The following is a 14185-nucleotide window of genomic DNA, read 5'->3' as shown; positions in this document are numbered from 1 at the left end:
TACCGCATTAACGCGCCTAGTATTGAAAACACGGTGAAGCTCTGAAACACGTATCTTCAAGTTGTTTAGGTATATAACCTATTGAAAAATTAAAAATGCGATCGTTAGCACTTAGATGTTGCAGCGTTAAACTACAATGATAATTAAAGCGCATGGTCAATAAAAAATCCGACATCATCACTGACATCGGATTTTAATTGTTAACTTGCGTGTTGCCTGGGCATCAATCTAAGGTGCGACTTTCTCAACACGTTTTACCCAGCCATCAGGACCTTGCAGATTTCCTTTTTGGATATCCGTAAATACCTTGTAGATTTTTTTGATGTTCGGGCCAACTTTACCATCACCAACAGTCAATACACGGTGATCTTCAAAAATATAAGATGTCACCGGAGAAACCACAGCTGCCGTGCCAAAACCACCCGCTTCAACAATCTCACCTGACTCAATGTCAGCAATAAATTGATCTAGCATGACGGTTTCTTGGCGAACTTCACAACCCAATAACTCACCCAATTCAAGGATCGATTGTGAGGTAATAGACTTTAAAATGGTGTCAGTAAATTTAGGAATAATGACAGTACCATCTTTTAAAATATGGAAGTGGTTCATTGCCCCCACTTCTTCAATTTGCTTATTGTTCGCATCAAGATACAGCACCTGAGCTGCACCATATTCCGCTGCCGCTTTGCCCGCACGAAGTGACGCAGCATAATTCCCCGATGCTTTTGAGGCACCCGTTCCACCAGATACTGCACGATGGAATTTGGTAGTAATAAGCAAGCGAATACCATCATTCACTCCCGCTGCATAATAAGCGCCTGACGGGCTTAATATGACGCAAAAAGTGTACTGTTGACTAGGGCTGACAGATAAACGGTCTTCGGTAGCAAAAATGAACGGACGAATATATAAACATGCCCCCTCTTGCATCGGGAACCATTTTCTATCGACATCAATTAGGCTATTAATCGCCTTTAATTGAGTTTGCTCATCAATATTCGGAATACAGACAATATCGGCAGACCTATTCATACGTTCGGCATTTTTGTTCAGACGGAAAGTATAAATCTCACCATCTTCATGCATAAAGGCTTTCGCACCTTCAAAAATGGATTGGCCATAATGTAGGGTCATTGCCCCTGGCGCCATTTCAAAAGGACCATAAGGCACAATGCGCGGATCACACCATTGGCCGTCACGGTAATCCATCAAAAACATATGGTCGGTACGTAATTTACCAAAACCAACATTACCTTCGGGAGTGAACTGCTCAGTGCGGCGCTCTGACGCGGGTTTTAAATTATATTTTATATCCATTGCATACCACCTTAAAAACTGAGCTTGAAGACTATGGAGAGCGGTAAATAAAGTCAAGTTTACTGTCTCGTTAGTTGCGCAGATTACGTCAATTGAACGTAACAAGCATCAGTATTTTTTTTCAATTTTGTCAAGTAACCACTGACACTGAACAAGAAATTCATTCAACAAAAAACAGCCATACAAGTAAAGTGACCGTAAACTGAGTGGATGACTATTCTATAACGGCAGCAACCACCGACACTTCAACTAAATATTCAGGTTCTGCAATTGCAGCTTGAACACACGCTCTGGCAGGAGCATGACCTGATGCTAACCAATTATCCCATACCGAGTTCATCGCATCATAATCTTGCATATCTTTGAGGTAAATAGTGGCCGATAAGATATGATTGCGTCCACTGCCGGCTTGTACAAGCAAGGCATCGGCTTCGGCGAGCATAGTTTGGGTTTGGGTGGTGATATCAGCAAACTTATCCGTCGCCACTTGGCCACATAAATACACGGTCTTATTGTGAATAACGATACTGCTCATGCGTTGATTTACATCTATTCGGGTGATCATCTTCTCTGTCGTCGCCATCATTATTGTTTATTCGGACATAAAAAGTATCACGAACTTCGACTTTTTCGCTATAGAGGATAGGTGAATCTAAGTTGATTTTATTGCGTGATCTGAGGGTGATTGATAAAACAGAAGTACAAACAGCAAAATAGTATTAAATTTGGTTTATTTTTTGCCCACTTAGCGATAAAGACTATTCTACAAGGCCTTGTCACTGCTAGAATCGGGGTTCCATCCAGAAACCATTAGGACTCCCCATGAGCCTTGAATTATTGTCCCAACTGGAAACCAAAATCCAGGCAACTCTTGAAAATATTGAGCTACTAAAAATGGAGCTTGAAGAAGAGAAGCAAAAAAGCGCTGCACTTACAGAAAAAAACCAACAATTAGAGCAAGACCTAAACTCATGGAGTGATAAGGTCAACGGCCTTGTTGGTTTATTGAATAGCGAAATCTAATCTGCATTACCCATGCTAAACTGCTTGATGATGTTGTTGTGATTCAATCAGCGCATTGAGTTCTAAAATAGCCTGCTTTACTTTCGGCAGGCTTTTTTTCGGCAACAAAAAACGCCCTCGATTAAATTCTAATCGGCCTAGGTCTTTTACCCAAACCACACCACAGAGAAATATTCTAGCGTGCTTCACTATTAATTTAGGAGCATAAACGGGGAACATTCTCATAAAGCCTCCTGTTTAATCACTTATTGTTATGATGATCAGTGGTCATATATTTCACCTCATTCCTCCAGATGTACTTCATCAATAAGCTGAGAAAATCTGTTGATATAAGTGTTACATTCTAGACACAAAATATTTGACTATAAAACACCCAATAAGTTGCATCATGTTCAGTATTTTTTAGGCAAAAGTTTAGTCACATGAACAAAACCAAAAGCGACAAAAAAATGTCACTTGCCATTTTTTTGACACATTGATAATATCTTTCACGTTACTCAGGGTATAAAGAGCTATTTAGCTCGACACCGTATCGCTTTTACAGCATACGGTTTTTTTTTGGCCCTCATTTATACTCGTGACCTTCTGCAGCAGAATAACCGTTGATCCTTGATCACAGCATGACCTCAACCCAAGCCCAGAAAAACGTCTTACATCAAAAATCAGTTACTCTCAAGTTAAACGCAGTCTAGGTTAATCGTTGCAATGAACCAATCTCGCCGATGTTAAAACTGATTTTTAGCAAATAAAAAAGGAGCCTAAGCTCCTTTATTCATTATGTGTTTACAGCATAAATTACTTTTTATTCATCTCAGCTAAATAATAAGCAATATCAAGTAACTCATCATAAGACTTGATTGAACCCGTTTCAACACGGTACTTTCCATTAACAACTAAAGACGGTACACCGGCAATTTTTGCATTTTTCGCATCACGCGCCATTTTAGACATTTGGGCATTTACCATAAATGAATTGGCTGCTGCATCGAAATCTTTGCCTTCAACGCCGTTAGCAATGAATAACAAACGAATGTCATTTTGGTTAGCAAAGCTTTGCTTTTTCTCATGAATTGCAGAAAATAATGCCGCTTCAATTTTTTCTTCTACTTTCAACTGGTGAGCGATTGCGAATGCGCGCGACATTTCCACACCCATTTCACGGCCGATGAACTCAACATGGGACTGATTAAACGCCACACCTTCTGGCAATGTCTTTTTAATTGTTGGGATCACCGTTTTTGAGAAATTGAAACAGTGACCACAGAAAAATGAGAAAAACTCGGTAATTTCAGGCTTGGCAGAACCTGGGCCGTCATTAATCACTGTGTAGTGCACACCTTCCTGATAATCTGCTGCGGTTGCAGCTAATGGAGTAAATAGTAACGCTGCTGCCATTAATAATGCTTTTTTCATTTTAGTTCCTTTTATGTATCACATTTATTCGTAATGTTTTGAATACGCCATCAACCAATGCAGCTATCTTACCTTTAGCATTGAATAAAATCACAATCTTAAACTGATTGTATTTGTAACAATTTACACCAACCAGTAAAAATTAAGTTTAATTAACCTTCGTAGAGTGCTGTCAATTAAAACAGACTTAGTGGGGCTTCATCGAGTGCCGCTAACTGTTCCTTGAATGCCAAGGTTTGTTGCTCCCAGTATTTGAGATCACCAAACCATGGAAAGTTCATTGGAAATGCAGGATCTTGCCAACGTTTTGCCAACCACGCATTGTAATGCACCATTCTTAATGCGCGCAAAGGTTCAATTAATACCAATTGACGCGGATCAAAATCAGCAAACTCTTGATACCCTTCAAGTAAGGTGTCGAGTTGCAGTATTTGTTGTTGACGATCACCGGTTAACATCATCCAGATATCCTGAACGGCAGGGCCTTGCTTGGCATCATCTAAATCGACAAAACCAGGTCCGTCTGGGGTCCACAAAATATTTCCCGGGTGCAAGTCACCATGCAAGCGAATTGATTTAAATGTCTGTGCCTGCCAGATGGTCGTGGCTTTTTGTAACACTTGTTCGACAACGGTAAAAAAAGAATGCGCCATTGAAGGTGCAACCATTCCACTTTGGCGTAAGTAATTAAGTGGTTCAACGCCTAGCACTTGTGGGTTTAATGCCTCACGGTATCTAAAGGGTTGTTTGGCCGCATATTGATGAATACGCCCAATAAATCGGCCCACAGCCTCAAGTTGGTCAAGATTATCAACTTCAAACGCTCGCCCGCCAATAGAGGCAAATAACGCCATTCGAAAGCCTTTATAATGATGCAATGTTTTACCATCAATAAGTAGCGGGGCGGCAACGGGCACTTCGTTTTCGGCTAACTCAAGCGAATAATCATGCTCTTCTTGGATCTGTTCATCCGTCCAGCGGTGTGGTCGATAAAATTTAACGACATAACGTTTGCCGTCATCACAGCGAAACTGATATACCCGATTTTCATAACTGTTAAGGGCCAGTAAGCCCGTTTCAGGGTAAACACCTATGCTTTCAATCGCATCTAATATCAGATCGGGTGTGAGTGCCTGGTAATGGAATTCCGTTGCTTGTTCGATCATATCATCCGCTTTTTAGGGAATAGAGTCATTATTAAGACTGAATATAGGGCTGTAGTAAGCTATGTAAATACACTAGCACGTCGAATTCATCCTGGCGTTCGGTGCTGATCCAGCAAATATCGCCGTAGAACTCATAATGCAGCCATAACTGACTACCTTCGAAATCCAATAGCCATTGGTGACGATCTGCGCCCCACTGACGTTCACGCACCTGACAATCCAACGCATTGGTTAACGGTTGGGCAAAGTCGGCAAATTGTTCAAAATCAATCTTGGCACTGATCAACAAATTTAAATTGTCGCTATCTAAAGTAGCAGAGAGTAACTTCATTTTTATGCTCAATTAACTACTACAGGACATGATCAAACCTTGTCCCCACTCGGGTGGACGTTGGGCAAAATCTTCCATGGTAGGGTGTTCATTAAAAGGTTGACGTAATAACTGATGTAATTGTTCTAGCTTACTATTATCACCTTGCTCATCAATCGCGACAATCGCTTGCTGAGCTAAGTAATTACGTAAAATATATTTGGGATTAACTGCATTTCTATTTTGCTGCCAAGCGGATACATCAGCCACTTTACCCACACGCAGTTGGTATCTGGCAAACCACTCATCAAATTTAGCCACATCAAGCATGTCATCTCGCAAACTCGATTTTTGACTACTGACATCAAGTTCACCAATGCGACGTAAACTGTTGGTGTAGTCTAGTTGATTGGTTTCAAGCAAGGTAGTGAACTCGTCCACTAAATGTAAATCTTGCTTTTGCTGCTCAGCTTTAGCTGCAGCGTTTAACGATGAAGCCTGAGTATACTCAAATTCAGCTAAGCCCAGTTTTTGTCTCATCAACACTAAGTAATGCTCGACTAAATGCCGTTGATATTGATTTAATGCTTGGATCAAGTCATCGGATGCGATGAGCGGCGTGAGGGCTTGAGCGAGTCGCTGCAAATTCCAAAAACCAACACCCGGTTGTTGGCCAAACGCATATCGGCCTTCATGATCAGAATGATTACAAATGAAATCTTCTTTAAACGTGTCTAAGAATGCAAATGGACCAAAATCAAAACTGTCACCCAGAATCGACATATTGTCGGTGTTCATTACTCCGTGTGCAAAACCTATGCTTTGCCAATGGGCAATCATTTTAGCTGTGGCTGCTACAACCTCGTTAAACCATTGGATATAGCCAGCGTTATCGGTCGATAAGTGCGGAAAATGCTGGGTGATGGTAAAGTCCACCAGCTGTTTTAGTTTGGCATTACTGCCCTTTTCGGTATAACTAAAATACTCAAAATGACCAAATCGAATGTGGCTCTTAGCAAGTCTTACCGTAATAGCTGCCGTCTCTTGGCCTTCACGCCATACGGGCAAATCCGATCCTATCACGGCTAATGCTCGGCTGGTCGGTACATTGAGCGCGGCTAGCGCTTCAGAAATCAAAAACTCTCGCACTGCTGATCGCATGACTGCACGACCATCGCCCATACGGGAATAAGGTGTCGGGCCGCCACCTTTTAATGCCACATCCCAAGCATGATCAGGTCCAATCGCTTCCCCTAAAATGATTGAGCGGCCATCGCCAAGCCTGGGGGTATAGCCACCAAATTGATGGCCACTGTATACTTGCGCATAATAGCTTGCCCCCTCTGCTGCATGGTGAGCAGAAAGTTGCATCAATAATGCATCATTAGGTTTGTTCAAGCCAATCAAAGCTGCGGCATCACAGCTCCAACCTAACCAATGCGGATTTGAAATCGGTTGCGGGTAAACCTGACTGTAAAACCCGGTTAGCTGTTCAAAAAAGTCTTGCTTAAAGCGCATGGGAAATATCCTTGTTACAGCTGCTTTAAAAAGTCTTTATCACTAATCAATTGCTGACAGTCAATTTGGTTATTATCTAAGGTTTCGCACTTTTGACCACAGGTAAAATCAACCTGCTCTGTCACTGTGATACCTTGAATACGTACCAAGCCTGAACCTTTCGCCTGACACTGTTCTAACGTATCGTAATAGCCTTTTATTAGATGATGTTGCAAACTTTGATCTGTTTTATCTGTCGCATCAGCAAAGTAAAATAAAGTCCATTCTGGGCTGCGAATACAGCCGCTCAATGACAGGGTAATAAGCAAAAGGCCAATGAATTTAGTAAGTGAGGTGGCGAGCATTTTAATATCCCTTAAGTGACATCGCAGAGGTTGTGCATCACGCAAGTTTAACTCATCTGGGACGCAGAAAAAGCTAATAAAAAAAGCGGACTGATGTCCGCTTTATTCTACTTCAGTTAGCAATATGATACTCGATATTACTGACATCTGTTGATATTTTAAGATTTAGCTTTCGCTAGACGCTCATCTAAATTGGGCTGATTAAGGTTGTGCTTTTAACTTGGCTTTTTCAATCCGACCAATTCGCCCTTCAAACCCTGTTATTGTGCCATCTGACAATTGATGTGCCATAGCATGCTTACAAAGCGCCAGCGCTTTATCAAAATGGCCAACATCATTTAACAAAGTGGTTAAGTGAAGGTGACCCGCCGCTTTCCCATCAGCAAACTGTGACTTATCCTTTTGATATAAATAATCAAATAGCCCTATATACACTTGATGCAACTTAGCACCATATTGACAGTAGTCGGCTTGTTTGCGCATTTTATAGCTGTGGCTAATCACCTGTAAAAGCGCATCAAATTGCGCTTGTTCACCTTCAGCTAACTTGGCCTGTGCAACTATTTTTTTGAACGTATCGCTGGCCCAACTTCCAGGTTTAGTTAAGGTTAATCCTTTTACTGGCTCTGGCTCTGGCTCTGGCTCTGGCTCTGGCTCTGGCTCTGGCTCTGGCTCTGGCTCTGGCTCTGGCTCTGGCTCTGGCTCTGGCTCTGGCTCTGGCTCTGGCTCTGGCTCTGGCTCTGGCTCTGGCTCTGGCAGGGGAGTAACCACTGGTGTAGGCACTGGGTCAATATCTGCAGTAACTGATTTTTCTGCTTCATCTAATGCATTAATTTCTGCATCTGTGCGATTTAGTGGCGTTGATGACTCATTTTCAGACGTCTCTTGCTGCGCGGTTTCTTTGGCGCGATAAAATAAATAGACCCCTATCGCAACTAGAATAATGACTATAATCACTTTCATTCAATGTACCTTATTAAAGCGCGATCAACCGCGTGCTCGTAATTGTGCTCGTTTGCATGTCTTTAGTTATAGCATAAATTCAACGCTGCTTTTTTGAGCATCCAATGTTATTAGTAATCCAATCACCATCCACAAATCAAGTATTTAAAGGATTTAACTGTAACAAAGCATTGAGTTTGTGCTCAGGAGCGCATTTTTTGTGATTTATCGTGTAAATTTGATATTTTCTTGCAGCCCATCACGCCCTTGATTAATCGACTTGTTTAGTATGATGACGCATCTTACACTCTTAATAGTTGAGTAAAGCACTAAGGTATAATATGGCGGTTTCTGAATTGCTTTCGGGAAAGTTACTGTATGAGTTTCGTACCATAAGGGCGATGGTCGAAATATATTGTCGTGCTCACCACCCACTAAAACCCAGCAAAGGTGTGTGTGCGGCTTGTCAGGAGTTTCTCACCTATGCAGAAACCCGACTTGATCGCTGCCCCTATGGTCAAGGAAAACCCACCTGCAATAAATGCCCTGTGCATTGCTATAAACCCCATATGAAACAAAAAGCACGTGAAATCATGCTTTATTCTGGCCCTCGAATGTTATTACCGCACCCAATTATGGCCATTAAACATTTACTAGCAGAACGCCAGCCGGCACCAGGGAAACCGCCTGAAGGTGTCAGCAACCGGCATCTGCGTAAATTAAGCTAATGTTCTAAACGGTTATCTTTACGAGTTTATTAGCTTCAATTATGCATTTTGAGGTAAGATTCGCTTTCAACATTGAGAGTGACAATGACAGAATATAAAGATATTTTTATTCAAGCTTACTGGTGGCTATCTTTACTCGGCGGAGTCCATTGCTTTGGCGTGGCGTTATATATTCGCATTTTTCATCAGACCCCCAGTGCCTCACATAAATCACTGGCTGGCGTGTTTACATTAATTGGTTTTTACTTTTTAACAGGCATTTTCACTAAAGAATCTTCCCCAATACCCATTCACCTGATGTTGACCCTGTGCTATCCCATCTATTTTTTATTGATGCCATTGCTGTATATCTACTGCAAACAAAGTTTGCTTAACGATCAATATCAAGCTAATCATCTAAAGCATTTCAGCCCAGCTTTTGTAATAGCGTCTATCATTAGTACAGCCATATTATTTCACATAGGTATTAATCCTAATGCCAGTGACTTTGGCATTAACTCGCTTGATGATTTAAGTCACATTAATATTTTTGCCCTGGTTTTACCCTGTTTAATTTTATTACAAACGATCATGTATTTTGTGCTGATTTACAAGTTGCTAATTCACACCCATAAGCAAAATGTATGCAATAATCTTTCTGCGGTTATCGATCTCCATTTTCGCTGGATTTGCATTCTCTGCAGCGCCATTTTACTGAATTGGATGCTTCGGCTTGCACTTATCTATCTACCATTTTATTTTGGTGATTCGACATTTTTACTTCCACAACAGGCTATTACCCGTTTAAGCCTTCTGGTCACCATTTATGCCTTAGCCTTTTATGGTTTGCATCAGGTGACTCGCGCGGCTTATTTTAAAGGCTTAACGACCCAAGCCAATGTTCATCTATCAAGTACATTAAATAACAAGCCTATTTTAGATGCAGATGAAATGAGTTATCTGCAAGATGTCATCGCTAGCGATGCCCCTGATAAACAGAAAGATTAAAACAAAAATACAAAGGAACCCCATGCGTATTCATTCTTATATCGGCATGCTCGCTATCATGCTTTCAAGCTCGCTTGCCGTCCCAGTAGAAGCAGCAAGCCCTAAACCGCCACGCACACATGCAATAACCATTGATGATTTTTTTGATATTGGGCAAATGCAAAATGTGGTCATTAGCCCAGATGGTAAACACGCGGTATGGCTTGAAAGTCGTTGGGATAAGGCGCTCGATAAAGCGCAGTCTGATTTATGGTTAATCAACACTCAAGACAAGCAAACCCAGCGTTTAACCTTCAGCCACGAAAATGAATCTAGCCCAGCCTGGAGCCACGACAGTCGCTTTATTTACTTTATGTCGTCTCAACAAAAAGAAGACGCAAAAGCACCATTTAACGGCAAAAACCAGGTGTTTCGCATCGCATTAAGCAACTTTGCTATGCAACCTATTACCGCTGAAGATCTAGGTGTCAACGCATTTCAATTAAGCGCTGACAGTAAGTCACTGTATTTTTTGGGTAACAAACAATCTGTCGATACAGATATTTGGGCCGACTTACGCGCTAGCCATGCTACTCCGCAGTATGCTCATGGTAAACGTAACACTAACCCACTAAAAGTACTGAGTTTAAGCAGTTTTAAGCAACGCACGTTAATTGACGATGATAAAGTGGTGTGGGAATTTAACGTCAATGACAGCGGGAGCAAAATAGCCCGTATCACCACCAGTGATAATGAGCTCATTTTTTTAGAAGGCTGGTCTGACATTGAAATTTTTGATGTTAGCAGTGCAAGTAACACAGTGCTTGATGATCAACTGTGGCGTCAACATGCACCCTCGCCTTATGGCTGGTTGTTAGGCTTAGATTGGCATCAAGATAATCAGCAGTTGGCCTTTCGTATTGATTTTGATGGTTACCCAGGCAAATTATTTATCGCTAATACGCAATTATCAACGCCGATATTAGAAGTGAAAACGGTCGGTAAAACCACCTTGCAGGGCGGTGACATTCAATGGCGTCCTAAAAGTAATGAAATATGCTATCTAGGTGCGCAATTAGCGCGCACCAAACTACTGTGCAGCCAAATCAATAAAGGCAAACTTGGTAATACCCGTAATGTCTTAGCTGGCGATACCGTTGTAGGCAGTTATAGCTTTAATGCATCGGGTAAACAAGTTGCTTTTAGCCACAACAGTTTAACCCATTTTCATGATTTATTTATTGCTGACGCAGACCATAGAAGAAGCCAATTTAAGCGTTTAAGTAACATTAACCCTCAAGTAGATAGCTGGCAATTACCGCAAATATCTGTGGTTAGTTGGCAAGCACCTGATGGCTCAACCGTTGAAGGTATTTTAGAGCTGCCTTATGGTTACAAAGCTGGTAATGGCAAATTGCCTTTAGTCGTGCAACTCCATGGCGGCCCAACGTCAGCCACACCTTATTCATTACAACACCGCTCATATGGACGCGCCACATTTGCCGCCAACGGCTGGGCCTTGTTATCACCTAACTACCGAGGCTCAACAGGCTATGGCGATAAATTCTTAACCGATCTTATCGGTAACGAGCATCAAATTGAGGTTGCCGATATTATGGCTGGGGTTGATAAGCTCATTGCCGATGGCATAGTGGATAACAACAAAATGGCTGTGATGGGATGGAGTAATGGCGGCTATCTGACCAATGCGCTGATCAGCACAACAAATCGATTTAAAGCCGCGAGTTCTGGTGCGGGTGTATTCGATCAACGTCTACAGTGGATGCTTGAAGATACGCCAGGCCATGTACTGAACTTTATGCAAGGCCTCCCCTGGGAGCAACCTGAGGCCTATGATAAAGCCTCATCACTGACCTATGCCGATAAAATTACTACCCCAACCTTGATCCATATTGGCGAAAATGATCATCGAGTGCCAGTGGGTCATGCACAAGGACTTTACCGTAGTTTAAAACACTATTTAAATATACCTGTGGAGCTCATTGTTTATCCTGGTGAAGGGCATGGCTTAAATCATTACCAACACCGCAAAGCTAAAATGGAATGGGACAAACAATGGTTTGAATATTATGTGCTTGCTAAGGAATAAATCTATTTTGTTCGATAATGAAAAAAATGAGTCGATATTGTTAAATTTAAATTCATCTTTAGCAGTACGAAACAACGGCAATATGCTAACTTAGAATAATTCCCATTTATGCTCCATGTTGAGGTATTTATGAACCGTTTATTTGCATTATGCAGCGCAACTATTATTAGCTTATCTTTGCTATTAAGTCCGATAAGTTATGCAGACGACTCCAGTTATAGCAACGCGATTGCTAACTTCCAAAAGGCGCCAGAAACCCAAGCGTTTTTCAATACGGCTTATGGTTATGCGCTATTCCCTACCGTGGGTAAAGGTGGCATTGGTATTGGTGCGGCTTACGGAAAAGGACGGGTATATAAAGGCGGTATGCACACAGGGGACTCAAGCTTAACTCAGGTTTCAATCGGTTTTCAATTAGGCGGCCAAGCATACAGCGAGATTATATTCTTCAAAAATGCTGCAGCCTATAATGACTTTACCAGCGGCAGTTTTGAATTCAGTGCTCAAGCATCAGCTGTCGCCATTAACTTGGGAGCGAGTGCTCAAGTTGGGACTACAGGTAACTCTGCTGGAGCAGGACAAGCTGGCAGTAATCATTCAGCAAAAGCCGTGTATATGAATGGCATGGCCATTTTTACCGCAGCTAAAGGTGGATTGATGTATGAAGCCGCATTAGCTGGGCAATCATTTACCTTTGATGGTAAATAATTCGGCATACTCAACGCAGCCTAGGCGTTAATCCAATCATAATGGCTGCCTCAGGTAGCCATTATGATGGCTTTTACTGGTTTTCAATAGCGTGTTTAGTTCTGACACAGCTACCACCCAAGTTTATACCCACGCCATTTCACTCTAGTTTATTCCTCTATACCCAAAATGAGGTTAGTTTTCAGTGGGAGATGTCTAGCGAAATGAATCCCAACTCTCTCATAAAACAATTTACCCCAAAAAAGTACAGCCTAAGCCAATCCAAAAATCGAGTTTATCCATCCCCTAAATTTATTGTTCATTTGTAGCAGGCTGCATGAAGCATAATGTAGCGCAATGTAAGCGAGGATGCCGAGTGTCAGTAGGCCTTTATTATTTACATTGCAAAAATGTGCGGTCGTGGCATTACGATAAATTCTAATCCACTAGATACTCATTAGTGTTAACCATCTCAAATTTGGGGCTGCGGCGAATAAACTCTCTTAACATAGCTGTATGTGCTGATCCCATCAGGATTAAGACTCTGTCATTTGGGGTCATTTTTATACGATTAAGATTGGAATAAATTTTCATATTTCTAAGGTAGAATTGCGCGGCCTGTTCAGCCCCTTCAAAGCCATCATCAATGCCCACATAAAATAACTTATCAGCATTAGCGTTAAGCATGTAATCAAGCATACTTGGATAGTTTGTCACTTGTAGCTTTTCTAATAATGACAATTGATCATAACGATCATTTAACGCTTTAAGTGTCTTTGAATATTTAAACGGTTCATTGGTCAACATTAAGTAAGTGTCACGATCAATAGCATTTTCTAAATCTGCACTTTGTTCAATAAAATCACCAAGGCTATAGTTATAGCCCATGTGATTATCGATACCGTACACTTTACTAAGATTATTTAATCTAGCGACGTCAAAACCTATCATACTTAACTCGCCATAAGTGGTATCCAACCGTGACGGCGATTTTAAAAAAGCTTGATAAGCTTGATTCATGCCCAGATGGTCTTCAGGCAAAAACTCTAGGCAAACGATTGTTGGTTTAAATCGAGAGATTAATTGAGAAATATGCCTGATTTCAGCATGATTCTGAGCATCATGTTCGTCAAAATCCGTTTTTTGAGCATCACTGGTTTCACCAAAATGAAAACTGCCGATATTTAATACTTTAATTTTGTCCGTTGCCCCCAAAGTTTCATTGCGGCCTGAATCAGCAAGGGATTGATTGAATTCATTACTACAACCGACTACCAATAGAGCATAAAAAACAACCAACAAATTGGTTTTAAAAAAGAAAGAACACGTAAATTTTGCAACCATTGGTAGTCAATCCTGTCGTAAATTATTTATTTGATTAAATTAACAAACATTGGCTCATGAGTACTAGGGTCTGTTGCCCATTTAAGCTGATTTTTACAGCACTTTGTGGGAAAGTTATACAATACAGAGGCTTTGACATGTAGCTGGCCTACATAAAAAGCCGATAACGTAGTAGAAATTAACCACAAAGGCTGCCAGAAGGGTTCGGCTAGAATTTACACGTTTATTTTTGGAGACTAGGAGGATTGGAGGCATTTAAGCCATAACAACATGCTGTTAGTGAAGGCGATGTGACGATACCACGCAATAACCAT

The 14185-nt window shown here is 41.3% G+C and carries 15 protein-coding genes; 5 read left to right on the top strand and 10 right to left on the bottom strand.

Features of this window, described 5'->3' with window-relative positions; all coding sequences use genetic code 11:
• Positions 1-228 precede the first annotated feature (228 nt).
• Together IEY03_RS13110 and IEY03_RS13105 are read right to left on the bottom strand one after the other, a co-directional pair.
• Positions 229-1320 (bottom strand): branched-chain amino acid aminotransferase, encoded by a 1092-nt coding sequence (locus IEY03_RS13110; protein ID WP_188842409.1) that lies wholly within the window; start codon positions 1318-1320, stop codon positions 229-231.
• Positions 1321-1534: 214 nt separating this feature from the next.
• Positions 1535-1903, bottom strand: a complete 369-nt coding sequence (locus IEY03_RS13105) for a RidA family protein (protein WP_229778330.1) — start codon at positions 1901-1903, stop codon at positions 1535-1537.
• Between the two features lie 239 nt (positions 1904-2142).
• Here IEY03_RS13105 and IEY03_RS13100 point away from each other — a divergent pair, with 239 nt between their 5' ends.
• Positions 2143-2343: a cell division protein ZapB gene (locus IEY03_RS13100; protein ID WP_188842407.1), complete on the top strand. Its 201-nt coding sequence runs from the start codon at positions 2143-2145 to the stop codon at positions 2341-2343.
• A 15-nt stretch (positions 2344-2358) separates the two neighbouring features.
• Here IEY03_RS13100 and IEY03_RS13095 read toward each other — a convergent pair whose 3' ends face one another.
• The 7 genes from IEY03_RS13095 to IEY03_RS13065 form a co-directional block, all read right to left on the bottom strand.
• On the bottom strand, positions 2359-2568 hold the full coding sequence (locus IEY03_RS13095) for a DUF1107 domain-containing protein (protein ID WP_188842405.1): 210 nt from the start codon (positions 2566-2568) through the stop codon (positions 2359-2361).
• A gap of 570 nt (positions 2569-3138) precedes the next feature.
• Positions 3139-3756 (bottom strand): thiol:disulfide interchange protein DsbA/DsbL, encoded by a 618-nt coding sequence (locus tag IEY03_RS13090; protein ID WP_188842403.1) that lies wholly within the window; start codon positions 3754-3756, stop codon positions 3139-3141.
• 176 nt (positions 3757-3932) lie between these two features.
• Entirely contained in the window at positions 3933-4922 is a 990-nt protein-coding gene (locus tag IEY03_RS13085; protein WP_188842401.1) for a serine/threonine protein kinase, read from the bottom strand.
• Between the two features lie 31 nt (positions 4923-4953).
• Positions 4954-5253 (bottom strand): DUF3630 family protein, encoded by a 300-nt coding sequence (locus IEY03_RS13080; RefSeq protein WP_188842399.1) that lies wholly within the window; start codon positions 5251-5253, stop codon positions 4954-4956.
• Between the two features lie 12 nt (positions 5254-5265).
• Positions 5266-6750: a protein adenylyltransferase SelO gene (locus tag IEY03_RS13075; RefSeq protein WP_188842396.1), complete on the bottom strand. Its 1485-nt coding sequence runs from the start codon at positions 6748-6750 to the stop codon at positions 5266-5268.
• A 14-nt stretch (positions 6751-6764) separates the two neighbouring features.
• Complete coding sequence (locus IEY03_RS13070; protein WP_188842394.1) at positions 6765-7094, bottom strand: hypothetical protein; 330 nt, start codon at positions 7092-7094, stop codon at positions 6765-6767.
• 201 nt (positions 7095-7295) lie between these two features.
• Complete coding sequence (locus tag IEY03_RS13065) at positions 7296-8057, bottom strand: hypothetical protein (protein ID WP_188842392.1); 762 nt, start codon at positions 8055-8057, stop codon at positions 7296-7298.
• A 320-nt stretch (positions 8058-8377) separates the two neighbouring features.
• Between IEY03_RS13065 and IEY03_RS13060 the strand changes: the two genes are divergently transcribed.
• From IEY03_RS13060 to IEY03_RS13045, 4 genes are all read left to right on the top strand, one after another.
• Positions 8378-8764 (top strand): nitrous oxide-stimulated promoter family protein, encoded by a 387-nt coding sequence (locus IEY03_RS13060; RefSeq protein WP_188842390.1) that lies wholly within the window; start codon positions 8378-8380, stop codon positions 8762-8764.
• Positions 8765-8848: 84 nt separating this feature from the next.
• Complete coding sequence (locus IEY03_RS13055; protein ID WP_188842388.1) at positions 8849-9751, top strand: hypothetical protein; 903 nt, start codon at positions 8849-8851, stop codon at positions 9749-9751.
• Positions 9752-9773: 22 nt separating this feature from the next.
• A complete protein-coding gene (locus tag IEY03_RS13050; protein WP_188842386.1) occupies positions 9774-11840 on the top strand; it encodes a S9 family peptidase in 2067 nt (688 codons plus the stop codon).
• A 129-nt stretch (positions 11841-11969) separates the two neighbouring features.
• Positions 11970-12548: a YSC84-related protein gene (locus IEY03_RS13045; RefSeq protein WP_188842384.1), complete on the top strand. Its 579-nt coding sequence runs from the start codon at positions 11970-11972 to the stop codon at positions 12546-12548.
• Between the two features lie 417 nt (positions 12549-12965).
• Here IEY03_RS13045 and IEY03_RS13040 read toward each other — a convergent pair whose 3' ends face one another.
• Positions 12966-13871 (bottom strand): DUF5694 domain-containing protein, encoded by a 906-nt coding sequence (locus IEY03_RS13040; protein WP_188842382.1) that lies wholly within the window; start codon positions 13869-13871, stop codon positions 12966-12968.
• Positions 13872-14185 lie beyond the last annotated feature (314 nt).

Origin of the sequence: Shewanella aestuarii, assembly GCF_014647215.1 — a bacterium.
GTDB classification, from domain to species: Bacteria; Pseudomonadota; Gammaproteobacteria; order Enterobacterales; family Shewanellaceae; genus Shewanella; species Shewanella aestuarii.
This window is presented reverse-complemented; position numbering and strand designations above follow the sequence as displayed.